Below are 24,627 nucleotides of genomic sequence, written 5' to 3'. Positions count from 1 at the left end.
TTATGCCTCCATTTCGAAATAGCTTGCTACTTGACGCAGCGTATCAATCGCTTTCTCGATCTCTACTTGAGAAAGATCTTTATGAGTAATCAAACGAACGGTTTGAGGGCCAAACGTGTTCGCTTTTACACCAGCTGTATATAAGTGGTTCACAAATTCTTGTGCGGTACATGATAACTGAGTCGTATCGAGTAAAACAATGTTCGTGTCTACTTGATTGCCCACAGATAATCCTCTTATTTCTTCCACCGCTTTTGCGATAAACTGCGCATGAGTGTGATCGTCTTTCAGCCGCTCAACCATACTCGTTAAGGCGATCTTACCTGGCGCTGCGATTACTCCAGCCTGCCTCATTCCACCGCCAAGACGTTTACGCCATTTTCGTGCTTTCTTAATAAAGGCTTTGTCTCCTGCGATGATGGAACCGATCGGTGCACCAAGACCTTTAGACAAGCAAATTTGCACACTTGTAAATGGCTCTGATAACTCTTTTATATCGACACCTAAAGCAACACTCGCATTAAACAACCTTGCCCCATCTAAGTGTGTCGGTATGCCGTAACGCTTTGCAACGTCGGTCATTTCTTTCGTTTGCTCAGGTGTAATGATTGCTCCACCGTGGCGATTGTGTGTGTTCTCCAGACAAATGAGTCCGGTCTCTGGTGCATGGACATCTTCAGAACGAATCGCTGCTTCCAGCTCTGCTTGGGCAATAAACCCTCGATCACCTAATACGGTACGTGGTTGAACACCAGCAAACGCTGAGATAGCTGCTCCTTCATAATGAAACAAATGACTTTCTTGCTCCATAATGACTTCGTTTCCTAAATTACAGTGGCCAAGCACTGCAATTTGATTACCTTGTGTTCCACTCGTCACGAGAAGCGCTGCTTCTTTCCCTAAAAGCTCTGCTGTATATTCTTCAAGATCGTTCACGGTTGGGTCTTCTTCATACACATCATCACCAACAACTGCATCGACCATCGCTACTCTCATCGATTCTGTTGGCTTTGTCACTGTGTCACTTCTTAAATCAATCATCGAAACCCTCCTCACTTTTGTACTCATTATACTCAAAATCATCAGTAAAATCTGCGCTTAATTAGGAAGGTTCTGCTATCCATCAAGATTGTCGTGCATCTTGAGTCGTTGTCGTTTATAATGCACTAATGGACAAAAATGATAGTTAGGAGTCACGCGTATGGAGTTTGGTATTCTTGCACTCTTGCCACCAGTTGTGGCCATTATTCTTGCAATCCTTACACGTAACGTCGTACCTGCATTGTTTGCTGGTGTGTTTGTCGGCGCGACGATGATAAATGGTTGGAACCCATTGCTCGGGTTATATGCTAGCTTTGAGCAGTTCATTATTCCAGCACTTGGCGATGAATGGAACGCCAATGTTTTAATTTATTGTGGACTATTCGGTGTTTTAATTGTTGTTTTCCAAACGACAGGGGGCGCTCAAGCGCTTGCCAACGCATTCGCGAATCGAATTCGTTCACGTAAAGGGGCTCAAGCCTCAACGGGATTGTTAGGAATTTCTCTATTTATTGATGATTACTTTAATGCACTTACAGTCGGAAGCGTGATGCGTTCAATTACAGACAAGCTTCGCATCTCTCGTGAGAAATTAGCTTATATTGTTGATTCCACATCTGCACCGACTTGCCTGCTTGTACCTGTTTCAACATGGGTCGTCTACGTTATGGGACTGATCGGAACTGAGTTTGTTCGCATGGACATTGACCAAAGCGAATACCTCATGTACCTTGCTACAATTCCATTTAACTATTATGCGATCCTTGCCATCTTTACTGTTTTTATCGTTATTTTCTTACGTTTTGATTATGGCCCGATGGCAAAAGCTGAGCTACGTGCTGTAAAAACAGGGAAGCTCATTCGTGATGGTGGACAACCTCCAGCAGCAGATGAAATCACAGCTGCTCAACCGGCTACTGACACACCAAAAGTTCGTAACCTAGTTGTACCAATGCTCGTGTTACTTGCACTCATTCCACCACTTTTCTTATGGACAGGGAACTATCCTGAAAACAGCTTTGTCGTTGCGATTGGTGAAGCCGACGGTGGTATGTCGATCCTGATGGCTGCATTTGCAGCAATTATCGTTGCCTTACTAATGGGTGTGTCTCAGAAAATGTTCACATTTATAGAAGCGATTCACCTTGTGATGAAAGGGATTAAAGGCATGATGCTCGTCTTTGTTATCCTAATTCTCGCTTGGTCTATCGGTTCAGTATCTGCTGAAGTTGGAACCGACCAATTCCTCGTACAGCTCGCTGAACAATCCAGTCTAACACCGGCGTTATTCCCTGTTCTTATCTTTATTGCAGGAGCAATTATCGCATTCACGACCGGAACTTCTTATGGAACATTTGCGATTATGATTCCAATTGCCATTCCACTTGCTGTTTCAATGGATATTGCATTGCCATTAGCTATTGCTGCTGTTCTTAGTGGAGGGATCTTCGGTGACCACTGTTCACCGATCTCGGATACGTCAGTATTGTCATCTGCAGGTTCTGCCAGTGACCATATGGACCACGTTAACACACAGCTTCCATATGCGATTACAGTTGGAATTACCGGGATCATCTCATTCTTTATTGCTGGTGTTACCGGTACATGGTGGATTGCCCTACTCACAGGTCTTGTCTTAACGACACTTGCCGCCTATACGTTAACCAAACTTTGGGGACAAAATATCCCTAGCTATACACCAGAATAATAAAAACCCCGAAAGACTTAACTGTCCTTCGGGGTTTCGTCTATGTTTGAGAGTGCTTGTAGCAACCGTTCAGGTAAAGCGAACTGTTTTTGATCGACTTGAAGGGACTTCATCGATTCACGCGCATAGTATTGTTCCTTGTGCTGTTCAGATCTTCTATGAAGACCTTCCATGCGCGTATCTAATTGTGCTGCAATATCTGCCACTTCTTTTAATTCATGGCGCATGTCGTTCGGTACGACTTCTCCAAATTTGTAGAAGATCTTATGCTCAAGGCTCGCCCAAAAATCCATCGCTACGGTACGGATCTGAATCTCGACCGCGACATGCTCAACTCGATCGGACATATAAACCGGTAATTCAGCAATCAAATGCAAACTGCGGTACCCGTTCTCTTTTGGGGCTTTAATGTAATCTTTCACTTCAACGACACGCAAGTCTTGGTGTGCACTTAACATGTCTTTAATTTCATAAATGTCCTTTTGAAACGAACAATTAATTCGAATGCCTGCGATATCGTTTAATTCATTACGAATCGTTGCCAAGTTTAACGGTAATTTTTTTCGTTGTGCTTTTTCTAGAATGCTTTCTGGTGACTTTAATCGCGTTGAAATGTGCTCAATTGGATTGTAATCATGAACATATTGGAATTCTTCTTGCAGTATGCTAATTTTCGTATCCATCTCATCCAATGCGAATTTGTACGTCATCATAAACCGAGTAAGTTCAGTTTTCATTTTCTTTAAAACAGCTGGGTCGACTGGAAATGTCTGTTGTGAATGTTCCATTTAGCTCGTCCTCCTGTTACTAGAATAATGTTCTCCTCTAGAAAGTTCAACTTCCTTATTGACGCATGCTTCACCAAACACTACACTTAGAGTGCTTTACGAGGGATGAGGAGGACACTATGGGACAGCTGTTTACTAAGATTATGGCGGTCATTGGCATTTTATTTTTAACATTTCTCGTTACTGTCATAGGTAGCATTCTGCTTCTAGTTACGGGGCAAGCGCTTGTTTATTGGTATGTATTTTCAGGAGCAATGGTCCTATTTCTCGCATTAACGATCAGTACGTATTTTGATCTATTCACCTCAAGAATTCGATGGATTGGGCTTGGTGCATCGCTCGTAATCGCACTTGCAATCATCGGAATTTTCGAATTTAATACTTATCAAACTGCACAACTCGAGACCATTTCAGACAGTGAAGTGGACGTCTCGATTTACCAGCCATTTAACAATAACGATCGACTTGCTACATTAGAGGAAGAATCCTCGTTGTCACTTGAGCAAAACCTTCCAGTTCTAGACGGTTCAACAGCTCTTTATCCGGTTTACGCTGCTTTCGCAGAAGCGGTTTACCCAGAAGCAACGTATGATTTACACTCAAGCGCTGTACGTATGACGAATACACCGACCGCGTTTGATAGCCTTCTATACGGCGACGTTGATATTATTTTCACTCCAGCACCTTCAGAGCAACAACGACAAACAGCCGAAGAACAAAACGTAGAATTTGAATTAACACCAATTGGGCGAGAAGCGTTTGTCTTTTTTGTAAATCAAGAGCAAAACGTTCAATCCCTGACACTTGAACAAATTCAAGATATTTACGCAGGAGAGGTAACGAATTGGAATGAAGTAAGCACGGCGAATGGTAGGATACGAGCCTTTCAGCGATCAGAAGGGAGCGGCTCTCAAACCGCTTTGCAACGACTAATGGGTGACCGTGTTCTAATGGAGCCACCATCAGAACAATTAATCAGCGGAATGGGTGGCATCTTACAAGAAACATCGGATTACCGAAATCACCAAAACGCGCTCGGTTTCTCATTTCGTTATTACGTGACAGAAATGAACAAAACAGACGGAATTCGCTTACTTGAAGTGAATGACATTGAACCGTCAAAAGAAAACATTGCTGCTGGGACGTACCCGATTACAGCTGATTTTTATGCCATCACTCGTCAAGGAGAAGAAACAGAGGAAGTGCACCAACTAATTGAATGGATGATAGGATCCGAGGGACAGGAACTGATTGAAAAAACAGGTTATGTGCCACTCGTTGAAGGAGAATTGGAACAATGAATCGGATGCGAACACCGATGATCAGATCTCTAAGTTTGTTTTTTGCAAATGCTGTACTTTTTATCATCGTTTCGCTAACTTCGATTCTATTGGCGGTCTTCTTATTTCCGATCATTTTACTAATTGGGGCCTTTGTTGGGGTCATCATGAGCGTTCGTGTTTGGTTGCTGTTTCGCCGTCAATGGCAGTCTTTACCGACCGCTAAGCGCCTAGCGATGGCTATGGCAGGAAGTAGTTCGTATCTAATGATGGCGGGGATTGGTGTGTACGTCTATTCATTGACTGCCTATGATCCTTACTATTCCATTGATTTATTTATGCTAAGTAGCTTATTTACAATTCCAATCGTTGCTTTCGTCTGTTCTGTCTATTTTACGACGTTTACACGATTTCGAATGATCCCAGTGGGCGTCGGAAGTATCCTGATGATTGCAACATCACTTATGATCACAAGCTACGTCACAAATCCCGTATTATCTATTCAACATACAGGGCATACATTAGGATCCTATTCCTTATATGAAGAGATCACAACATACGATCATTTAGTTGAAATTCCAGATGAAGAATGGTCACAAGGAACACGCATTTATGCGGATACGATAGATGAAGCCATGGATCGACAGTTAACGATTGTGACGAGCAATAACGATGTGACGAGTATTTATAGTTCAGTAAGTGGTGCTCAAACAAAACTTGGTGTTGGCGTTCACAGCGTTTTTGATGATGTTTTTGCAGCGTACGGACCCGTGCGCCTCTCGTATGATCATGAAATGCTCGTACATTCAGCTACTTATGAAGATGACGAGCATCGACTAACGTTTTATGCACGAAACGATTCTGTACCTGACATCATTACTAGCGTTCAACTCGAAAAAAAGCAAAGACCATAAAGGCCTTTGCTTTTTTTATTCTTCCTCATAATTAAGTTCAAAATCCTTCACATACGCTTGCGGTGTCATAACTTCTTTACCATTAAACTCATCGAGCGGCTGTTCATTTTGTACACGCTTTGGTGTATCTGGGTTTGCGAGTGCTTGTCTAGCAATCCCGATAAAGTCAGCTTGGTCTTTTTCTAGAACTTGCGATGCTTTCTTTGGATCACCTAGGTCACCGCACGTAATAATAGGCTTGTTGCTATAGTGTTTGGCTGCTTCTGCCATCGTTTTCGTACCTTCTCCAAATCCAGGTGTAGAAGCATCATCATCAGAAATGTGGATATAGTCGACACTCGTTTTCCCGAGTTCGCTAAAAATGATCTTTGCATCCTCTTCGCCACCTGGCCACTTGTACGAACCGTTTGTTGCTTTGAGTTGAGAGATCCGAATACCGAGCATCATCGTATCACCAACCGCTTTACGAACGTCGGCAATAATTTCTTTTAAAAACCGAACACGGTTTAACACACTGCCTCCGTACTCATCTTCTCGGTGATTGCTTACTTCTGACAAGAACTCATCGAGTAGGTAACCATTTGCGCCATGGAGCTCTACGCCACTAAAGTCTGCTTGTTGTGCGAAAAGAGCTGACTGCACAAATCCCTCTCGTACTTGCTTCATTTCTTCAACCGTTAACGCTTTTGCTGTAGGGAATGGTCCACTTCCGTAGTAAACTTCGACCTTATCTGATGGTGGCGAGAATTTCGAAGGAGCGACCGTTTCGTCTGTATAATAGTTTCCTTGTGTTTGTGCACCACCGTGCATAAGCTGTGCAATCATTAAAGCACCATGCTCTTTGACGCTTTTAACGATCGGTGCCCATGCAGTTGCATGCTTCTCAGTCGCTAGACCACCTTGGTAACGATACGCTTGGCTATGCATCGTATCAGGGTAGACTCCTTCAGTAATAACTGCAGCAAAGCCTCCCTTTGCAAAACGCTCATAATACTTGTGCATTCGTTCATTCGGCGTTCCGTCTTCTTCGGCGCTCACACGCGTCATCGGCGCAACAATATATCGATTGCTTAGAATATGATTACCAATCTTTCCTTGATCGAATAACTTGGACACTACTCATCACCTATGCTTTCGTTAAGGTTCTACTACTCCCTTACCTGATTCTATATTCTTTTAAACCTCTCTAAACTGCTTTGCACGTAGGAACACGATGAACCAAATGAGTAACCCTGCAACACCAAGACCGAATAAGACGAGTTGAACAGATACGCCTGTTGCAACGAGTCCAGTCACAAGACCGTATGAAACTGGGTCAAACCCATTCATAGCTAGAAAAATAATACTCATCACTCGACCCATAATATGGCCATCTGTATTCTCCTGAGCAACCGTAAAGAACGGAATATAGACGAACACCATTGAGAAACCGATGAAGAAGATAAAGATCGTCAACCACGTTAAGCTTGGTACGAGTGCAAAAATGATAAACAAGACGAGAGAAGCGAGTAAACCATATAAGGTCATCGCACCACGACGCCGCTTAATCGTATACGCACCAAGAATCACACTTCCTAGAAGCATCCCGATCCCAAGACTTGCTTCCATAAAGCTCAAGTTCAATGGTGAACCACCATGTGTATCAACAAGAAGAGGTATCGCGACGTGAAGCGCACCGAACACAAAGAAATTCAAGGTAATTAAGACGACAAGTCCGATTAGTAAAAAGTTCGAACTACGGACATAATGAAAACCATCTTTCAAGTCTTGTAATGGACTTTGAGAAATTCTCTCCCCGACAGCCGCTTCTTTAATGAGCGGTGGGAATATAAAGATCGCTGAGAAGAACACAAGAATTGTAGCAACGAGAAAACTTCCCGCAATACTTACGGTTTCCATCATTAACCCTGCAATGATTGGACCGATAATAAATGAAATTTGGTCTGCACCTTGAAAAACGGCATTGGCACGTTGCAATTGTTTTTTGGCAACAATCTTCGGAATGAGCGACGTACTTGCTGGTCCAAAGAAAGCGTCAAGCATACCAAATAGACCTGCTAAAATTAATAGAATCGTTAACGTCAAATTGTCATTTGCCACAAACAAGTACAAAACAAATAAAAGAACCCCTTGAGTTAGGTTCGTAATAAACATAATCGTCGTTTTTTTATATTTATCAGCGACAACCCCACCAAAGACCATCATAACTAAACGGGGAATGGTCGCTGCCATTAATACTAAACCGACTGCCATTGCAGAATCCATCTCTGTCACTGCAAACCACGATACAGTGGTCAAAAACATACTAAAACCAACAACAGCAAAAATACCCGCGATGAACATTAATACAAATGTACGATTGCGCATTAAAGGCATTTCTTCAGGCATTATTTTCACTCCTTACTCTTTACACAGACCGAACGGTCGGTCTATACTATATGACAGAAATCGAATACCGTCAAGGAGAAGATTTTATGAAAGAAAAAATTATTATCGAATCAGCGAAACAGCTCTTTATCGAAAAGGGCTATAAAGAAACGTCAATGAATGACATTGTAAAAGCTTCGAACAGTAGTAAAGGTAATCTCTATCATCATTTCAAAAACAAAGACGCTTTATTCCTTAGAATCCTAAAAGAAGACAATCAATTGTGGTCCGATGAATGGCACAAAGAAGAACAAAATTATACGACGGCGAAGGAGAAGCTATTTGCTTTTGCGGATTATAACGCCAAAAAAGATGCTTATGATCCTCTCCGCGTTGCTGCTGGGGAATTCTATGCACGAATGGCTGTGTCCAAAGAGATTTATGATCAGGTTATCGAAATTAATGATCAATACAACCGTTGTTTTGAAGATCTACTTCGACTCGGTCATGAGCAAGGTGAATGGACAATGGAGGACCCTGCTGAGATTAGCTTTTTAGCTGGAGCTTTTTTTACCGGGGTTGAGATTTATATGAGTGAAGAATCCATCGAAGACCGTATAAAAACGTACCGAAAAGCAGCCTCGCTGATCTTGCGAAGTTTATAACTTGATGACAAAAAACTCATAGGCCTGCTCGACCTATGAGTTCATGTTCGTTACGATTCAATTGTAATGGTCTCAATAACTGGAACTTCACCTTCAACAGGTGTCTCTCCAGAGACCTCAGTGGCAGCAATCTCTTCAACCACTTCCATTCCACTGATTACTTCCCCAAATGCAGCATAATCACCATCAAGGGATGGATGATCACCGACCATAATGAAGAATTGTGAACTCGCTGAATTTGGATCTGGTGTTCTTGCCATTGAGATCACACCTTCTGTATGATTCAACGGGTTGTCAAAATCATTGTCAGCGAACTCCCCAGGGATCGTATCTGGTGCCCCTCCCTGGCCAGTCCCATCAGGGTCCCCGCCTTGAACCATAAAGGTCGGGACGATGCGATGGAACGTTAGACCATCGTAAAAACCGTCTTCTGCTAGCGCAACGAAGTTCTCAACAGTTGCTGGTGCATTGTTCGGATACAACTCGAGAACAACCTCACCGCCATCTTCCATAACCATAACTGCCTCAATCGCGTCACTGCGATCTACTTCGGCGTCCGTTTCAGCAGTCGCTTCATCATTCTCATCTTGTTCCATCTCATCTTGTGCAACGTCTTCCTCATCTGAGGATTCATCAACACCTTCTTCATCTGCATTACCACAAGCCGCAAGTAGCAACAATGGCGCGATCCCCATTACTTGCATCCATTTTTTCCGCACATTACTCACCCTCATTTGTCATTAGATCGTACGCATCTATTCTATCAAAAATTTGATAGAATAAACGTGAGGTGACCGCATGTTACGAAAAATTTTAGTTTTTATCGTACTTTTAACTCTATTCTTAGTAGCCCTTTTATATGGTGAATCGTTCGCTGCTTGGCTGGATGCAGGCGGTACAGAATCAATTCTACTCACCGCATTGATTGCGACATTACTTTCCTTATTCCCAGTCATTCCTTACCCAATTATCGGAGGAATACTAGGTGCTATATATGGACCTTACCTTGGTAGTCTCGTTACTTGGATTGGATCTTCACTTGCTTCAATCGTCATGTTTGTCTTTATTCGTTATGGCTATCAAGACCTCGGTCAACGCATTCTAAATCGCTATACGACACTTTCTAAGCTCAATTTGTTATTTGAGCGTAACGCCTTTATGACGATCTTCTTAACACGACTCATTCCAATCGTCCCTTCTATTATCGTGAACGTCTATAGTGCGTTAAGTCGCGTCGGTTTTCTTACGTATACAATTGCCTCATCGATTGGGAAAATCCCTTCTATGATTCTATTTGCAACGGTAGGGAGCACGATCGTCACGAACCCTATCGGCCTTATTTATGTTGCAATTTTCTATGGATTGTTCCTTTTACTCGTCTATGCAGGCTACCGTTTCTTCGTACGCTACACTTTGAAAACATGAACACGTTTTTGAGTAAACGTAAAGATTCGATAACAACCATAGCCAATGATTGCACCTGCGGTATTTAAGATCAGATCATCCACATCCGCCACTCGAAACGTAAAGGTGAACTGATACAATTCAATACTTAATGAGAACAAAACGCTAATTACGATCACTTTCCAAAGTGATCGTAATTTCTTTAAAAGATAAGGTACAAAAAACCCAAACGGAACGAACAGAAGAACATTTCCAATTAGAATTTTGATCGGATCAATAACATCAGGACTAAACACACCAATTCGATAGATACTTCGAAATGGAATGAGGTTGTAATGCCTTCCACCAGGACCATCAGGACCTAATGAAGCCCCGTAGTTCCATGCAAACATCGTAATATACAGAACAGCCACTATATACAGGCTAAACATGATCCATACAAAACTCCGACTCATACTTACCCACTCCACGAATGAGATTGTACTCTAGCTTATGCTTGGCAATCTCAACTCATGTACATGGACAAAAGACAAACCGACCTCTCCATCATTTTGAACTGCCCCCTGTCAAGTAGACAGTGGAAATAATAAAAATAGGTTAAGCGGCTTTATTCCTATATTCCTTAGGGGTAAGGCCGTTTAATCGTTTCTGTAGGCGTTCGCAGTTATAGAAATAGATATAATCATCGATTGCCTGTTTGAGTTCATTGAACGTTTGGAACTTATGTAATCGATACTTCTCACATTTTAGCGTTCCCCAAAAAGACTCCATCGGTCCATTATCGATGCATCTTCCCACGCGTGACATACTTGGTTTGATTTTTGCCTCTTGAAGCAGTCGTTTGAATCCATGTGAAGTGTATTGAAAGCCACGGTCACTATGTAGAAGTGGCTTGGCTTCAGGGGAGGATTCGATCGCTTGATTCAATGTTTCAAAGACTAATCGATTGTTGTTGGCCCTGCTTAAGACATAGCTTACAATCGACCCATCGTACAAATCCCGAATGGCACTAAGGTAAGCTTTTTGAGATGAACCATATTTTAATTCGGTGACATCAGTGACCCATTTTTCATTTGGATGGTCTGCTTTAAATTCCCGATTCAGCACATTTTCAGCGACGTGTTGCGGGTTTGACTTCACATAGCGCTTTTTCTTTCGCCGGATCACGGATTGCATCCCAGCGAGGCCCATTAACCGATAGATCCGCTTTTCATTTAAAGGCATCTCGAAAACTCTTCGCATCGTCATCGTCATCCTACGATAACCATAAATGCCCTTGACACCTTCATGGAGCTTACTCATTTCATCCAGAATCGTTTGGTTTAACTGTTCGTTGGCCGAAGGGTTTCGGCTCTTCCATTTATGGTAAGCCGAGCGAGCTCTACCCGCAACTTCACATAATAAGGAAATCGAGAAGTGTTCGGATTGGTGAAGCTCTTGAATGGCTAAATAGATATCTTCCGAACGAACTTCACTTATTTTCGCCTCCTTTCGATCTGCTTCAACTTTTTTAAGAGCGCATTCTCCGCACGTAACCGTTCATTTTCTCTCTTTAGCTTGTTCGTCTGTAATTCCGCTTTTTCTTTAGGTGTGAGTTCTTCTTCGGTCTTTGTTCTCCCACGCCGATCACGAAGAGCATCTTCGCCCCCTTCTTCGTATTTCTTCGTCCACTGGTACACTTGTTGGTAGGAAACGTTATAATGTTCAGCGATCATTTGATAGTCTTTATTACTCTCGGTACAATCTTTCGCTATAAAGATCCGTTCTTCGTGTGTCGTTGCTCTTCCCTTGGTCATTGGACGATTCACTCTTTTCCCCGTGGATTTCTCGCCTTTTTGACCATTATACTGCTGGATCCATTTTCGTAAAACGGATTGATCTGAGATGGCATAACGGATGGCAATTTCCGTCAATGAATAGTGCTCAGAGAGAGCTTCATGAACCGCTTGTCTTTTGATCTCTTTGGTGTATGTTTTTTGACCCTTTGCAGGTTGTAAACCTTCCAAACCGAGGTGCTCGTACTTTCGTCTCCAACGTTTAAAGGTCGCTACACTAATCCCATATTGTTCCGTGACTTCTTTTATCGTTGAATAGCCTTCTTCAATGGCTTGAATGACTTCATACTTTGCTTCCGCAGTAAACTTACTTTTCGCCATAAAAATACTCCCCTCAAGGTAAACAGATTTTTTATTTCATCTGTCCACCTTTTGGGGAGCATATCATTTAGAGTGATCGGTTTTTACTTCTACAAATTATCATTTTTATCGAGCGTTTCACGCCAACGAATTAAATCGTCAATCACTTCTTCAAAGGGCTTATCAAACGGATAATCTTTCATTGCCATCGACTTCTCTTGTTCAGACATCCGAATCCACGTATTCTTAAGCTCCATGCCTTCTCGCGTAAAGTTCACAAGTTCATATTTAAAGCTACTCATCGTACTCACCTGCTTTCACTTTGATCTTGTCGTTCAACATTCATGTACTCTTCTTTGTTATGAGTTTGACGGCGGATGAGCATAAAAGCAGCTATCCATAAAAGAACGAGTAAACTCGTTACCGTAATACCAAACCCTGTCACCTGAAACGTCATCGTATGATACACAAATAATACAATCGTAAGAACTAGACCAAACGCGTTCACAATGTTGAGCGCACGTAATTCCTTTCGCTCTGGTGTAGATAACGGCTCAACAATCAAAAAGAAGATTGAACCCATCACCAGAAAGTAACTACCTAGTAAAAACAAGAGTGCGTCGGTTTGTACATACACTGGGTTAAGCAGCGTCAACAAAACGAATACGAGCCCAAGCAACATGAGGTAAAACCCACCGCGCAACGTTAACGTGCGCTCGTGTGTGGTCTGCTCTCTTGATGCTTCTGTCATCGAATCACCCCGATAACTACTACATACCCAGAAACAAAAAACGTTAAAACGCCTATTCTGACGTTTTAACGTTTTCGTTTACTATATTCTCTTAATTAGACCCATTAAGAAATGCTTCCTGTTTTCATTCGCTCACGCACGAGATACAGTGCTGGCACGACGAGTAATGTCAGAACCGCTGAGAACAGCGCACCTGATACAATCGTAATTCCAAGCGGTTGGAAGAGTGTGCTATTCCCTAAAGCAACTGGCAATAAGCCAGCAATTGTTGTTAATGATGTGAGAACTACAGGTCGGAATCGTTGTTCCGCAGCAAGAATAACTGCATCCCTAGCACCTAGTCCTTCTTTTCGTCTCTGTTCAATAAACTCAATCAGGACAATCCCATTTCTTACAACAATCCCTGCTAAACTTACGCCACCCATAAGCGACATAAAACCAAGACCTGTCTGAGTAATAAATAGTCCGATCATCGCACCTGAAAAAGCGAGATAGACACCACTTAAAATGATAAATGGAATACTGATGGAATAAAATTGAATGAGCATGACGATAAAAATCAGAAACACAACGACAATAAAGATCTGACCGATTTGAATGAACACGTCGGTCCGCTCTGCTGTTTCGCCTCCGATGTTAATCGCAACAGCGTCGTCTTCTAAGGCAGCAATCTCTTCTTCTACTTGAGCAATAATGTCATCCGCACTAGCATCCCCAGGAAATGCCCGTACAGTAATCATACGTTCTCCATCTTTTCGTGGAATTCTCGGCTGAATTGACTCCTCATCAATCGTTACGAATTCACTTAACGCGACTTCATCCGTCATTCCTTCAAGCGTTATCGTTTCAAGTAGGTCAAGTTCATCCCCTTCAATGTACAATTGCCAATCAAGTAGCTCACCATCAACGTCAAAGTCACCTAACGGGACTCCTTCACCGATCGCGGCGAGCATTTCGCTCACTTCACTCGCTGTGATGTTGTTGTCTTCTAGTTCATCTCGGTCCAGTTCAACTTGATAAGAATTAACAGCAGTTCCAACGTCATCATCGACGTTGACGACTCCTTCTGTGTTTAGAAGAATTGATTGTACTTCACTGCTCGTATCCATTAAATCTGTAATCGAGTCACCAGAGATTTCAACGGCAATCGGTGCACCTACTGGTGGTCCTGATTCAATAATGGATACTTCATAGGATTCTAGTTCAGGAAACTCGTCAGGCAACTGTTCGCTCCAATAATTCATTGCTTCGCGCGCTTCAATATCCTCTTTATTTATATAAATAAGGAAATTGACGAGGTTCTCACTTTCCTCTCCTCCCCCATCGCTACCAAAAAGACGAGGAATGTTCGTACCCGTAAAGCTTGATACCGAGTCTACGAAGCTTTCATCAGCGAGCCACGCTTCCACCGACTCCGAGTACTCTTCACTTTCTTCTAATGGGGTACCGTTCGCAAGTGTCGCTTCAATAAAGACTTCCTCACGGTCCGAGTCTGGAAAGAACTCAATTGGAATGAATGGAATCAATAGAAAAGCAGCTGTACCGATTGCTAATCCACCAAACGCAACGAAAAATGGTCGCCTAACGACTCTTTCCATAATTTTAGTTCGATAACCCGCTGAAGCTTTTTCAAACCATGATCCAAGAAGTCCTGCAGGTTTACGTTCTTTATCTTCAGGTCGTTTCTTCTCCCTCCACAGTCGATAAATCGGGATAATTAACAAGCTTACGAGCGTTGAAGCAATAATTGCTCCGATGAGCACGAGTGGTAAGGGTCGAATAAACTCCCCAGCGCCACCTGGTAATAGCAAGATCGGGAAAAACGTAAACACAACAACAATGGTCGATGTGATCACTGACCAGAACACTTCTTTCGTTCCTTTGTACGCAGCCTCTTTCGGACTTTTCCCTTCACGTAATTGGCGTTCAATGTTGTCATTCACAACAATTCCATCATCAACTAATATGGCTAGTACAATAATATAGCCAATTAAAGAGATTTGGTTTAGGCCGACACCTAAATACGGCATGATGATCGAACCGATACTAAGTGAAATCGGAATAGCGATCGCAACGCTCAGTGCAGAGCCAGGACGTAAGCCGAGTGAACAGACGAAAAGTACCGCGACAACCGCAATAAGGAACGAAATTGCTAAATCTAAAAAGAGTTCAGACACTAAGTCCGCTTGTGTGTATAACAAGTTCGCTTCTGTTCCAGATGGTAATGCCTCATTTATTTGATCGACAAAAGTGTCGAGTTGAGCCTGTGCTTCTGGCACACTGCTACCGGAAGCGAGTGTGAACGTCAGGGCGATCGAAGACTCGCCTTCATAATGTACAGATTCCTCTTGTTCCATCCATTGAACTGTCATTTCACCAACATCTTGTAAACGTAACAGCTCACCTTCATCGTCAATACCAATTGGAACCTCGTTCATTTCCTCAACAGTCGTATAATTGTTCAAATCAACAGGAAAGACTTGGTTATCATCTTGCCATTCACCGATTGGTGTTAATTCAACTTCACCGTTTAATGCGCCGATTACTTGTCCGAAAGTTAGACCGTTCTCTTCTAACAAGTCTGCATCTAAGTTCACAGCAACTTCTTGCTCTACTGAACCTTGGACATCAAGGCCGACAAGATCTGGATAGCTCCGAATGTCATCTGCAGCACGATCCAACACATCTTCAATCGCAGCGCGCTCTTCTTCATCTGAGAAAAGGATATGATATGTAGCTAGCCCTTGATCGCCTACACTCGTATTGAAGCTTGGACTCATACTCGCATCAGGAAACTGCCCTGATACACTTTGAATGCTTTGACTAAGCTCATTCCAAACGACCGACGTGTTCTCGACACTTTCGTCGAGTTCAATCGTAAGTAAAGAAAGTCCCGGTGCTGACACCGATTCAAACGATTCAATCTCATCATATTGTTGAAGTTCGTTCTCGATTGGAACGGTAATCTGTTGCTCAATTTCTTCCGCTGTACTTCCAGGATAAACCGTCGTCACCTGACCAATTGGAGGTGAAAATTCTGGAATCTCCCGCTGCGGCAATTGAGAGAAACTGATCGCACCGACGATTGTAAGCATTAGAAAGAATAATAGCGTGATCTTCGGTCGATTAATTAACCATTTCATAAACTTCCCCTTTTCTATTTCACTTATCGCAGAAGTATACCCGCATTTTGTTCATAACTAAACCTTTTTCTAGTAAACACAAAATGAATACCGGAGTTATTTGTTTAGTATTTATCATCGACTACTCGGTAAATGTACCCGTCATTTTTCACTAAAAGTTGCTCCGCTTCATCTTTTGAAACGTGTAGCAAGCCCATAATGATGGCTACTTTTGGTTTTCTTCCAGACAACAAAAATAGCCGATCCGCCTGTTGTTCATCACAGCTTGTAGCATATTGAATCATCGCTTTACTTCTCTCAATGAGTTTTTTGTTTAACGGTTGTACGTCCACCATTAAGTTCTCATACACTTTCCCTAATTGAATCATTGTCGCAGTCGTAATCATATTCAACACGAGCTTCTGGGAAGTACCTGCCTTCATACGCGTAGAGCCCATCACCACTTCTGGGCCTACATCAATGGCAAGCACGTGATCTCCATACTGATGTAGTGGCGCATTTTGATTATTCGTAAAAGCAATCGTTTTAGCACCTAATTCTTGGGCTTTTTTTAAAGCGCCAATCACGTAAGGCGCACCACCACTTGCTGTAATCCCCATCACCACATCTGCTGTCGTGATGTTACGGCTAGCAATTTCTTCGAACCCGAGCGCCTCGTTGTCTTCTACGTTTTCTACGGCACGAAAAACAGCCTGCTCGCCACCTGCAATAATGGCTTGAACGAGTTCTGGACTTGTGCCATACGTTGGTGGAATCTCAGAAGCATCCAACACCCCAATTCTGCCACTCGTTCCTGCTCCTACGTAAAGTAAACGTCCACCCTGTTTCATTTGGGCAACGACTGTTTTCACAATCTCAGCAATTGTCTGGAGGTGATTTGCAATTGAGAGAGGGACTTGTTGATCCTCAGCATTAATCGTTTCAAGTATTTCTTCGATTGATTGTCGATCAATGTTTTCAGAACGGGAATTACGACCTTCGGTAACGAGCTTGGACTTCTTCATCTGTACACTTCCTTTACATGATTAAAATTCAATGACCTGTACACAAGTAACTATACCGAGCGTTGAACAAGTACATAAGCTACACAGAGGTGATGAGAAGGTGATCCATGAATTGCGACTTAGACCAGACCTTTCAGGGTACAACATCGGCAAAGGCACGTACGCTGCAGCGAACTTTCAAGTTTTTTCTTGGGGAGAGGGGACGAAACTTTCCATTGGGAATTATTGCTCGATCTCAAGTGATGTGAAGATTCTACTTGGGGGCGAACATCGAAGTGATTGGGTAACAACCTATCCTTTCTCTGTTCTTGATCCACATAAACACCACATCGGTCATCCGCAATCAAAAGGAGACGTCGCGATCGGACACGACGTATGGATTGCGATGGGAGTATCCATCTTGTCAGGTGTAACCATCGGTAATGGCGCAGTCATTGCCGCCTTTAGTAACGTAACGAAGGACGTTCCTCCTTATTCCGTTGTTGGTGGCAATCCAGCTAAACTTATTCGTAAACGTTTTGATGATCACGTCATTCAAGCGTTAGAACAAATCTCTTGGTGGTCATGGGATGATGATAAGATCTCTAAAGCAATGCCTTATTTATTAAATCAAGATATTGAGCGTTTTATTGAATTGTACAACTAACACATGAAACAAAAATCTGCTCAGAACGTTGTGCTCTAAGCAGATTTGTTTTCACTCTATGTTCAACACCCCATCACTAGAACACCTTATGTTGAAAATAGAATCAAGTTAAGCGCAGCAACGAGTACGAGAATCATCGCAAAACGGCGCACCCACATTTGATTGACGACCGCAAATAGCTTTAAACCAAGAATTGTTCCAATTACAACTGCAACCGTTCCGACCAAGAAATACCCTATAAAATCAACGTTAAAGTCGCCATTGATTGCATGTAAGCTAATTGAAAATGTACTTACGAGTAACGTTACAAATTGCACGTTAGCAAGATACTTGAATTTATTTGATGCAAATACCATCAGAAAATAAAAGACGAAAAACGGTCCACCCACACCGAACAAGCCTCCGATAAACCCACCGAAGAAACCTAACGTCACGGTCTGAATCATCGTCACGTCTCGATCTTTTGGACCCGCTGACCTTTCACGCATAAACATGAAGATGACCATGCCAATTAAAAACAAGCCTAAGTATAGCTGTAAAATGTCTAAATCTCCGTAACTTGTGAGAACAAAGAAAGCAACGATCCGACCTAAGAGCGCAAAAATAAAAATCTTTCGGACACTTTTCCATTCAATATATTGATAGTTTTTTATAATGACTGTGACCGCTGCGATAATAAGTAATGAAATAACGAGTAACGTGCTTTCTTTTACCGTAAGAAACAGCGGCAAAAAAGCCATCATAACAAGCCCAATTCCAAATCCACTAATTCCTTGAACAATAGCTCCGACGAGTACAATGAGAAATATGATTAAAAACTCAATCATGCATATCAGCTCAAATCTGTGATGTTTTCTTTATTTTAGCATAGAAAAGATTCCTAACCTTTCATGTTAGGAATCTTTCATACCGTTACTCATATGTGTAAAAGCCTTGACCAGACTTCTTACCGAGTCTTCCCGCCTTTACGTACTTCTCTAATATCGGGCACGGACGATACTTTTCACCAAGTGCTCGGTGTAATGCATTCATATTTCGAAGACGGCTATCTAGACCAACAAGGTCCGCAAGTTCAAGTGGTCCCATCGGATGATTGAGGCCGAGCTTGATTGCTTTATCAATATCTTCAGCTGACGCCACACCTTCCATAAGCATGTTCATCGCTTCGTTTCCAATGAGGCAGTTCATTCGACTCGTCACAAACCCAGGGAACTCATTGACGATGACCGTTTCTTTGCCTAGTTCACGACCGATCGCTTCGATCGTATTCACGGTTTCATCGGACGTGTCTAAGCCGCGTATAATCTCAATTAACTTCATGCGATAAACCGGGTTAAAGAAATGCATCGCAATTACTTTATCTGGTCGACTCGTATTCGCACCAATTTCCGTTGGACTTAACGTCGACGTATTCGTTGCTAGAATCGCATGAGCTGGTGCATACTCATCTAACTCTTTGAAAACAGAGAGCTTCAGACTCATCTCTTCTAACACCGCTTCAATCACCACGTCAGCTGACTCGACTGCATGTTGTAGCGAACCATTGTACGTAATCGTCTGTAACCGCTCTCGTTCTTCTTCATTCAAATAGCCACGTTCAAAGCTTTTCGCTCCTAAGCGTTCAATTTCTACTTTGGCGCGTTCAAGAGCATCTTCATACACATCGTAAAGTTGAACAGCAAACCCTTGTATGGCTGCGGTATAGGCAATGCCTCGCCCCATCGTTCCTGCTCCAATGACCGCAATCGTACTCATGTTAGTTCACTTCCTTTTTCAATAACATTGCCATTCCTTGACCACCACCGACGCAAAGCGTGGACACACCGTACGTTTCATCAGAACGAATCATTTCATGCAACAATGAAATTGTAATTCTAGCACCTGTTGCACCGAGTGGATGACCTAGTGCAATTCCTCCACCGTTACGATTTACATCTTCTTCTCTTATTCCTAATTCACGAATGACTGCAAGTGCTTGAGAAGCAAATGCTTCATTTAATTCCCACACACCGATGTCTTCTTTTTGTAGTTTCGTACGAGCGAGTAGTTTCTGAACAGCAGGTACAGGACCAATTCCCATCACATTTGGTGACACACCAGCTGTTGCCCAGTCAACAACAGTTGCAAGTGGCTTTAACCCAAGTGCTTCTGCTTTGCCTCTCGTCATCAGCATCACTGCCGCGGCGCCGTCATTTCGTCCGCAAGCATTTCCTGCTGTCACACTGCCGTCTTTTTTAAATGCTGGGCGTAAGCTTGCTAATTTCTCTAGCGTCGTTTCTCTCGGGTGCTCATCAACGTCAAACGTAAAGCTCCGCTTTCGTTCTTTCACTTCAATAGGAATAATTTCCTCTTTAAAACGCCCCGATTCAATCGCATCTTTGGCACGGCGTTGGCTTTCTAACGCAAACGCATCTTGGTCTTCTCGACTAACCTTGTATTGCTCAGCAACGTTCTCTGCCGTCATTCCCATGCCTAAGTCTTTGCCATACATTTCTTGTGGTTGCTGACCTGCTTCTAAATTTGAATCTACAAGATGAGGATTACCTTCACCATACCTAGAATTACGTAAATAAATCGGTGCCTGACTTAAGTTCTCTGTCCCTCCAGCTATGATGACTTCAGCTTGACCAAACGTAATCTGTTGAACTGCTGAACCGATCGCTTGCATCCCTGAAGCACAAAGACGATTTACAGTAAACGCTGTTGCTTCTTCATGCACACCGGCTCGAAGTGCTGCAACCCTTGCCACATTCGAAGATTCGGTCATTGGTCGCACTTCACCCATAATGACCTCATCAACGTTTCGACTATCAATTCCACTCTTCATAATAGCGCTTTCAATAACAGCAGAAGCTAAATGACCACTGTTTACCCCTTTAAGACTTCCACCTGCACGACCAATCGCAGTACGAACTGCTTGAACAATAACGACATCTTCACGCTTCATTTCATTCGCTCCTTCGTTGACTTCTAGAGTTAGTGCATTACTGTCTACGTATTATGTAAATGGGATAGAGTGAAGTGACTTCCAGCTCTTTCAGATAGTGTGATTTATACGTATTTCATCATCACGTGACCTCCGCTTTTGAAGTGACTCTACATCTTCTACCCTTTTTGTCATTCCGAATTAACCGTAGCAATCACTACGATTATATTGATTATAACAAAAAAATGAAAGTTCTGAATTGATAACTTTCATTCCATGAAAAAGCGACTGCCTATTGACAGCCGCTGTTCATAATTAAACGGGTTCAGCATAAATGACATAGCGTTCAGGCGCAGCGCCCAAAAGGTGAAATGGATAACATGTGGATAAGGTTAACATTTCCTCACCCATCTCTCGAATAATCGACGTGTCATCTTTGTCTACGATCGTATGCGAACGTATGACATATTCAAACGTACCGTATGAAAGTTCAACGATAAATACATCGCCAACTTCAAGCTCACCAAAGTTCTTAAATACGGTATCTCGATGACCTGACAGAAGAATTTGTTCCCCCTCAGATGGCCAAGCTGTAGACGTAAAATGCCCAACACCTTTCGCGAGCATTTCTTCTTCTGTTCCTTCAATAATTGGTAATGATACGTCGAGCTTAGGGATGGTTAACACACCTACAGGCTCCCCAAGCTCAGGTTGGAATGCTTCCATCTTTTTAATCTCTTTTGACTCTTCTACGACTTCAGCAGCACGACTAATCGCTTGGTCCGTGCTCACTTTCGTTGTCATATAGTCGTACGTTGCAACACTTAGTAATACAACCCCAACGATGATGAACACAATACTGACTACTCGCCTCACGATTCTGGCGTTGATTTACGACGGAACCTCATCGCCACTCCTGCAAGTAATGCGAGTAACCCAGCAAAACCGACGTTGTACATATCAGTAGAGGTATCTGGAAGTTTTTCACCCGTTGTGCTCGCTTTAGACGTATCACTTGATTTCTTCAGGACCGGGCCAGCCTCTTTTTCAACATGCTTTACTTGTGTTACTTCTTTCACTGGTGGTTTTTCAACTGGTGTCGTTGGTGTCACGGCACCGCCTTCATTGCATTCTTCTTCAGGGATCTCGATCAACCATTCTTCATCGAAGTACCAATCAATTAATTCAATAATGTAAAAAAACCATTCATCACTAATGAGGTCGATCCAAATCCAGATCTCTTCTTCAGTTAATGAATCAAGGTAAGAGATCCACTTCTCTGCATCCGCTTCTGTAAATTCAGTTGGAACTGGACCAGTCGGAATCCAAAATCCATATTCCACTTCAACATATTCCCACTCACCATCAAACGGTGGTTTTGGTTTAGTTTGATCTTGATCTATTGGTGTTTCCGCTTCAACTTCGTCGTCTACGACGGGCAATTCCTCAACGGGTTGTTCTTCATCAACAGGTGGCACATCTTCAACCGGTTGCTCTTCTTCCACATCTGATACTTCTTCATTTGACTCTTCTGTGTTGCTCTCTTCCTCATCTACAACAGGTTCGTCTACTTCCGCTTCCTCGTCTAAGACAAGTTGCTCTTCTTGATCTGACTCAAGAATAATTTCTGTACCTTCACCTTCTTCAACTTCATGAACAAGTTCAACGTCAATGCCTTCTAGTGCGAATTCGACGTTGTTTTCTAAAACCGTTTCTTCAATGACGTTTGCCTCGTGCTCTACTGGTTTAGACTCTGCTTGTACCACTCCATCTGTTACAGCAAATGTTGTTGCTGCAAGTGCCGACAACGCAATAACATTGCGCAAATGACGACTCTTACGCATCCTCCCCGTATGTAACCTACGTTTGTAATCCACACCGCGAAGACTGCTTCTTCTCATCTTCTTTTTCCTTCTTCCCATGAGTTAGTGGTACAGAAATGTAAAGCTGATCTTAGTATAATGATTTCCCAAAAAAAGTCACTCCTTTTTTGAAAAATAAAAAAATACATTTTCATTAAGATGTCGGACGCTTCGCGACAGGGTTTGGACGTTTTACGACATCGACCATGTTACGAAACGTCTTTATCGGACGTTTCATACGAGCTAAGACGCTTTATGACACAAAGCGTACCTTCTTAAACGAAATATGCCGATCATCGAAATAACCCCCGTATACTAAACGTAATCAAGTTACTTCATCATTTAAGGAGCGAATTTACAATGGAACTTTTACAAGACTTTATTATAAATCTCATGGAGATGAACCCTCTTTTACAGCACCTTGGGATTGCTCTAATCGGAGTCATTCCATTTCTAGAAGGGTTTTTCGGATCATTTGTTGGTTCGTTCATCGGTGTGTCAGCTGTAACATCTGCAATTGCTAGTTTTGCAGGGAACTGGATCTCTGTTATGCTCGTCATCATCCCATTCAACGCACTGTTCACGTGGTTACGCAATCGTAATTCTGGGAAAAGTGGTGGATTTATTCAAGGACGTGCGAAAAAGGCGCAAGAGACGTACGACAAATACGGTGTACCAGGTCTTGCAATTATTGCCCCGGCAGTCGCATCCGGACATATTGCAGCATTTATCTCCCTTGCTGCAGGCGCGGATAAGAAGCGTGTCATCTTCTGGCATACAATCAGTATTCTCCTCTGGGTAATTGTCGGTGCTCTATTTGGTGGGTTTGTTGGATTCAACTAAATATATGAGAAAAACCACAAAGGGTCTGTCCCTTTGTGGTTTTTTGTTTAAAACGTTGATCATAGACGATATACTGAACGAGATATAGATTGGAGGCCTTAGCATGTACACGATAACAAACTTAGAAATCGTTCAACACGGTCACGTTGTGGTTCCTTCGTTTGATTTAACCGTGAACGAAGGGGATTTCGCAATTATTCATTGTAGTGCAAAACAAGGGAATGTCCTTCTTCATTACTTACATACTCAACGTCAAAACAAAGATCACATAACATTCAGTCAACAAAAGCAGATCGGTTACTTCATGTTAGAAGATACCCTTTATGAACGACTTTCCGTGTTTGACAACCTCGCATTCTTTCATAACTTGTACAACTCAAAGACTGATTTAAACGAAATTTTATCCACTTGGGGGCTTACATCGTTCCAATCAATGCGCTATGTAGATTTGGATGATTCCATTAAACGTCGTGTATTAATTGCCCGGGCAATCATTCATGAACCCTCCATAGTCATTTTAGAAAATCCATACATCGGTGTCGATCACGAGACGAAACAGCTAATCTCAAACAATTTAATCCTTTATTCTAATCGTGCAAAAGCTGTTCTTCTCACATTATCTGATTATGACGTTGAACCTTTCAGCCTCGGTCGACAATATAAAATGACAAATACGACGCTTGTGGAACTCTCAAGTGAGGATGCTCTTCCAACACCGTTTAAGAAGATTGCAGCGAAACAAGCAGAAAAGACATTGCTGTTTAATCCTGAGGAAATCGATTATATCGAAGCGATTGATGGAGAATGTTTGCTTTATGTGAACGAACAGTCTTACGTTTCTCCGTTTACACTGCAAGCACTTGAGCAACAGTTAGTTCCGTTCGGCTTTTTTCGAACACACCGCTCATATCTCGTCAATTTACAGCGAGTTCGAGAAGTCATGCAGTGGACGAGAAATAGTTACACCGTCGTTATTGCAAAATACCCGGATGGCGTCCCCCTTGCAAAAAGCAAATTGCCTTTACTTTATGAAACGCTCGGGATCGTCCTGTAATTTCACGTCCAATTGTGCACCATTCGCATTGCTCTATGCACCACTCACCGTAAACTTAATGCTAGTTAAATCATCTTCCCCCAAACTGAACGTGAA

Annotated in this window: 24 protein-coding genes; 8 read left to right on the top strand and 16 right to left on the bottom strand. The window is 42.5% G+C overall.

Annotated features, from left to right (window positions below):
- A complete protein-coding gene (locus tag JOD17_RS11770) occupies window positions 1-1,041 on the bottom strand; it encodes a threonine aldolase family protein (RefSeq protein ID WP_204697950.1) in 1,041 nt (346 codons plus the stop codon).
- Between the two features lie 160 nt (window positions 1,042-1,201).
- Between JOD17_RS11770 and JOD17_RS11765 the strand changes: the two genes are divergently transcribed.
- Window positions 1,202-2,749, top strand: coding sequence for a Na+/H+ antiporter NhaC family protein (locus JOD17_RS11765; RefSeq protein ID WP_204697949.1), 1,548 nt, complete (start codon window positions 1,202-1,204; stop codon window positions 2,747-2,749).
- 17 nt (window positions 2,750-2,766) lie between these two features.
- On the opposite strand, the gene JOD17_RS11760 is transcribed toward JOD17_RS11765, so the two are convergent.
- Window positions 2,767-3,537 carry a GTP pyrophosphokinase gene (locus tag JOD17_RS11760; RefSeq protein ID WP_204697947.1) on the bottom strand — a complete coding sequence of 257 codons (771 nt, stop codon included), beginning with the start codon at window positions 3,535-3,537 and terminating at the stop codon, window positions 2,767-2,769.
- 119 nt (window positions 3,538-3,656) lie between these two features.
- On the opposite strand from JOD17_RS11760, the gene JOD17_RS11755 reads away from it, so the two are divergent.
- Both JOD17_RS11755 and JOD17_RS11750 read left to right on the top strand, forming a co-directional pair.
- A complete protein-coding gene (locus JOD17_RS11755; protein WP_204697946.1) occupies window positions 3,657-4,838 on the top strand; it encodes a PstS family phosphate ABC transporter substrate-binding protein in 1,182 nt (393 codons plus the stop codon).
- A complete protein-coding gene (locus JOD17_RS11750) occupies window positions 4,835-5,731 on the top strand; it encodes a hypothetical protein (protein ID WP_204697945.1) in 897 nt (298 codons plus the stop codon). The genes JOD17_RS11755 and JOD17_RS11750 overlap by 4 nt, the downstream gene beginning before the upstream one ends.
- A 15-nt stretch (window positions 5,732-5,746) precedes the next feature.
- Here JOD17_RS11750 and JOD17_RS11745 read toward each other — a convergent pair whose 3' ends face one another.
- Both JOD17_RS11745 and JOD17_RS11740 read right to left on the bottom strand, forming a co-directional pair.
- A complete protein-coding gene (locus JOD17_RS11745; protein ID WP_204697944.1) occupies window positions 5,747-6,847 on the bottom strand; it encodes an oxidoreductase in 1,101 nt (366 codons plus the stop codon).
- 60 nt (window positions 6,848-6,907) lie between these two features.
- Entirely contained in the window at window positions 6,908-8,119 is a 1,212-nt protein-coding gene (locus JOD17_RS11740; protein WP_204697943.1) for an MFS transporter, read from the bottom strand.
- An 86-nt stretch (window positions 8,120-8,205) separates the two neighbouring features.
- Between JOD17_RS11740 and JOD17_RS11735 the strand changes: the two genes are divergently transcribed.
- Window positions 8,206-8,763, top strand: coding sequence for a TetR/AcrR family transcriptional regulator (locus JOD17_RS11735; RefSeq protein WP_204697942.1), 558 nt, complete (start codon window positions 8,206-8,208; stop codon window positions 8,761-8,763).
- A 50-nt stretch (window positions 8,764-8,813) separates the two neighbouring features.
- Here the strand turns inward: JOD17_RS11735 and JOD17_RS11730 are convergent, their stop codons facing one another.
- Window positions 8,814-9,482, bottom strand: a complete 669-nt coding sequence (locus tag JOD17_RS11730) for a peptidylprolyl isomerase (protein WP_338028788.1) — start codon at window positions 9,480-9,482, stop codon at window positions 8,814-8,816.
- A gap of 79 nt (window positions 9,483-9,561) precedes the next feature.
- Between JOD17_RS11730 and JOD17_RS11725 the strand changes: the two genes are divergently transcribed.
- Complete coding sequence (locus JOD17_RS11725; protein WP_204697941.1) at window positions 9,562-10,188, top strand: TVP38/TMEM64 family protein; 627 nt, start codon at window positions 9,562-9,564, stop codon at window positions 10,186-10,188.
- On the opposite strand, the gene JOD17_RS11720 is transcribed toward JOD17_RS11725, so the two are convergent.
- From JOD17_RS11720 to murQ, 6 genes are all read right to left on the bottom strand, one after another.
- Window positions 10,170-10,622, bottom strand: coding sequence for a VanZ family protein (locus tag JOD17_RS11720; RefSeq protein ID WP_204697940.1), 453 nt, complete (start codon window positions 10,620-10,622; stop codon window positions 10,170-10,172). The genes JOD17_RS11725 and JOD17_RS11720 overlap by 19 nt on opposite strands.
- Window positions 10,623-10,764: 142 nt before the next feature.
- Window positions 10,765-12,323 (bottom strand): IS3 family transposase gene (locus JOD17_RS11715; protein WP_204697938.1). Its coding sequence is split into 2 segments (ribosomal slippage): window positions 10,765-11,690 and window positions 11,690-12,323, totalling 1,560 coding nucleotides; the frame shifts between segments, so codons are not numbered across the junction.
- Window positions 12,324-12,412: 89 nt separating this feature from the next.
- Window positions 12,413-12,604, bottom strand: coding sequence for a hypothetical protein (locus tag JOD17_RS11710; RefSeq protein ID WP_204697936.1), 192 nt, complete (start codon window positions 12,602-12,604; stop codon window positions 12,413-12,415).
- 5 nt (window positions 12,605-12,609) lie between these two features.
- Window positions 12,610-13,053, bottom strand: a complete 444-nt coding sequence (locus JOD17_RS11705) for a hypothetical protein (protein WP_204697934.1) — start codon at window positions 13,051-13,053, stop codon at window positions 12,610-12,612.
- 104 nt (window positions 13,054-13,157) lie between these two features.
- Window positions 13,158-16,196: an efflux RND transporter permease subunit gene (locus JOD17_RS11700; protein WP_204697932.1), complete on the bottom strand. Its 3,039-nt coding sequence runs from the start codon at window positions 16,194-16,196 to the stop codon at window positions 13,158-13,160.
- 104 nt (window positions 16,197-16,300) lie between these two features.
- Window positions 16,301-17,200 carry an N-acetylmuramic acid 6-phosphate etherase gene (gene murQ / locus JOD17_RS11695; protein ID WP_204697930.1) on the bottom strand — a complete coding sequence of 300 codons (900 nt, stop codon included), beginning with the start codon at window positions 17,198-17,200 and terminating at the stop codon, window positions 16,301-16,303.
- 103 nt (window positions 17,201-17,303) lie between these two features.
- Between murQ and JOD17_RS11690 the strand changes: the two genes are divergently transcribed.
- The gene (locus tag JOD17_RS11690; protein ID WP_338028789.1) at window positions 17,304-17,846 is read left to right on the top strand and encodes a CatB-related O-acetyltransferase; all 543 of its coding nucleotides are present in this window, start codon (window positions 17,304-17,306) and stop codon (window positions 17,844-17,846) included.
- Window positions 17,847-17,932: 86 nt separating this feature from the next.
- Here JOD17_RS11690 and JOD17_RS11685 read toward each other — a convergent pair whose 3' ends face one another.
- The 5 genes from JOD17_RS11685 to JOD17_RS11665 form a co-directional block, all read right to left on the bottom strand.
- On the bottom strand, window positions 17,933-18,673 hold the full coding sequence (locus JOD17_RS11685) for a sulfite exporter TauE/SafE family protein (RefSeq protein WP_204697926.1): 741 nt from the start codon (window positions 18,671-18,673) through the stop codon (window positions 17,933-17,935).
- An 85-nt stretch (window positions 18,674-18,758) separates the two neighbouring features.
- Complete coding sequence (locus JOD17_RS11680) at window positions 18,759-19,601, bottom strand: 3-hydroxyacyl-CoA dehydrogenase family protein (protein ID WP_204697924.1); 843 nt, start codon at window positions 19,599-19,601, stop codon at window positions 18,759-18,761.
- Between the two features lies 1 nt (window position 19,602).
- A complete protein-coding gene (locus JOD17_RS11675; protein WP_204697922.1) occupies window positions 19,603-20,793 on the bottom strand; it encodes a thiolase family protein in 1,191 nt (396 codons plus the stop codon).
- 294 nt (window positions 20,794-21,087) lie between these two features.
- Window positions 21,088-21,627, bottom strand: a complete 540-nt coding sequence (locus JOD17_RS11670) for a class D sortase (RefSeq protein WP_338028787.1) — start codon at window positions 21,625-21,627, stop codon at window positions 21,088-21,090.
- A gap of 17 nt (window positions 21,628-21,644) precedes the next feature.
- Window positions 21,645-22,616 carry an LPXTG cell wall anchor domain-containing protein gene (locus JOD17_RS11665; RefSeq protein WP_204697921.1) on the bottom strand — a complete coding sequence of 324 codons (972 nt, stop codon included), beginning with the start codon at window positions 22,614-22,616 and terminating at the stop codon, window positions 21,645-21,647.
- Between the two features lie 378 nt (window positions 22,617-22,994).
- Here JOD17_RS11665 and JOD17_RS11660 point away from each other — a divergent pair, with 378 nt between their 5' ends.
- Together JOD17_RS11660 and JOD17_RS11655 are read left to right on the top strand one after the other, a co-directional pair.
- The gene (locus JOD17_RS11660; protein WP_204697919.1) at window positions 22,995-23,477 is read left to right on the top strand and encodes a small multi-drug export protein; all 483 of its coding nucleotides are present in this window, start codon (window positions 22,995-22,997) and stop codon (window positions 23,475-23,477) included.
- A 103-nt stretch (window positions 23,478-23,580) separates the two neighbouring features.
- Window positions 23,581-24,531, top strand: coding sequence for a LytTR family transcriptional regulator DNA-binding domain-containing protein (locus JOD17_RS11655; RefSeq protein WP_204697917.1), 951 nt, complete (start codon window positions 23,581-23,583; stop codon window positions 24,529-24,531).
- Window positions 24,532-24,627 lie beyond the last annotated feature (96 nt).

The sequence above is a fragment of the Geomicrobium sediminis genome (genome assembly GCF_016908595.1).
In the GTDB taxonomy this organism is placed as follows: Bacteria; Bacillota; Bacilli; order Bacillales; family Marinococcaceae; genus Geomicrobium_A; species Geomicrobium_A sediminis.
Note: the sequence above shows the minus strand (reverse complement) of the source record. Positions and strands in the feature narration are given on the sequence as shown.

Bases quoted from the DNA above. Each gene is read 5' to 3' on its own strand.
- JOD17_RS11710 (WP_204697936.1), bottom strand. From the start codon at position 12,604: ATGAGTAGCTTTAAATATGAACTTGTGAACTTTACGCGAGAAGGCATG.
- JOD17_RS11665 (WP_204697921.1), bottom strand. From the start codon at position 22,616: ATGCGTAAGAGTCGTCATTTGCGCAATGTTATTGCGTTGTCGGCACTT.
- JOD17_RS11725 (WP_204697941.1), top strand. From the start codon at position 9,562: ATGTTACGAAAAATTTTAGTTTTTATCGTACTTTTAACTCTATTCTTA.
- JOD17_RS11750 (WP_204697945.1), top strand. From the start codon at position 4,835: ATGAATCGGATGCGAACACCGATGATCAGATCTCTAAGTTTGTTTTTT.
- murQ (WP_204697930.1), bottom strand. From the start codon at position 17,200: ATGAAGAAGTCCAAGCTCGTTACCGAAGGTCGTAATTCCCGTTCTGAA.
- JOD17_RS11760 (WP_204697947.1), bottom strand. From the start codon at position 3,537: ATGGAACATTCACAACAGACATTTCCAGTCGACCCAGCTGTTTTAAAG.
- JOD17_RS11705 (WP_204697934.1), bottom strand. From the start codon at position 13,053: ATGACAGAAGCATCAAGAGAGCAGACCACACACGAGCGCACGTTAACG.
- JOD17_RS11655 (WP_204697917.1), top strand. From the start codon at position 23,581: ATGTACACGATAACAAACTTAGAAATCGTTCAACACGGTCACGTTGTG.
- JOD17_RS11660 (WP_204697919.1), top strand. From the start codon at position 22,995: ATGGAACTTTTACAAGACTTTATTATAAATCTCATGGAGATGAACCCT.
- JOD17_RS11685 (WP_204697926.1), bottom strand. From the start codon at position 18,673: ATGATTGAGTTTTTAATCATATTTCTCATTGTACTCGTCGGAGCTATT.
- JOD17_RS11755 (WP_204697946.1), top strand. From the start codon at position 3,657: ATGGGACAGCTGTTTACTAAGATTATGGCGGTCATTGGCATTTTATTT.
- JOD17_RS11735 (WP_204697942.1), top strand. From the start codon at position 8,206: ATGAAAGAAAAAATTATTATCGAATCAGCGAAACAGCTCTTTATCGAA.
- JOD17_RS11740 (WP_204697943.1), bottom strand. From the start codon at position 8,119: ATGCCTGAAGAAATGCCTTTAATGCGCAATCGTACATTTGTATTAATG.
- JOD17_RS11720 (WP_204697940.1), bottom strand. From the start codon at position 10,622: ATGAGTCGGAGTTTTGTATGGATCATGTTTAGCCTGTATATAGTGGCT.
- JOD17_RS11770 (WP_204697950.1), bottom strand. From the start codon at position 1,041: ATGATTGATTTAAGAAGTGACACAGTGACAAAGCCAACAGAATCGATG.
- JOD17_RS11700 (WP_204697932.1), bottom strand. From the start codon at position 16,196: ATGAAATGGTTAATTAATCGACCGAAGATCACGCTATTATTCTTTCTA.
- JOD17_RS11680 (WP_204697924.1), bottom strand. From the start codon at position 19,601: ATGAGTACGATTGCGGTCATTGGAGCAGGAACGATGGGGCGAGGCATT.
- JOD17_RS11765 (WP_204697949.1), top strand. From the start codon at position 1,202: ATGGAGTTTGGTATTCTTGCACTCTTGCCACCAGTTGTGGCCATTATT.
- JOD17_RS11675 (WP_204697922.1), bottom strand. From the start codon at position 20,793: ATGAAGCGTGAAGATGTCGTTATTGTTCAAGCAGTTCGTACTGCGATT.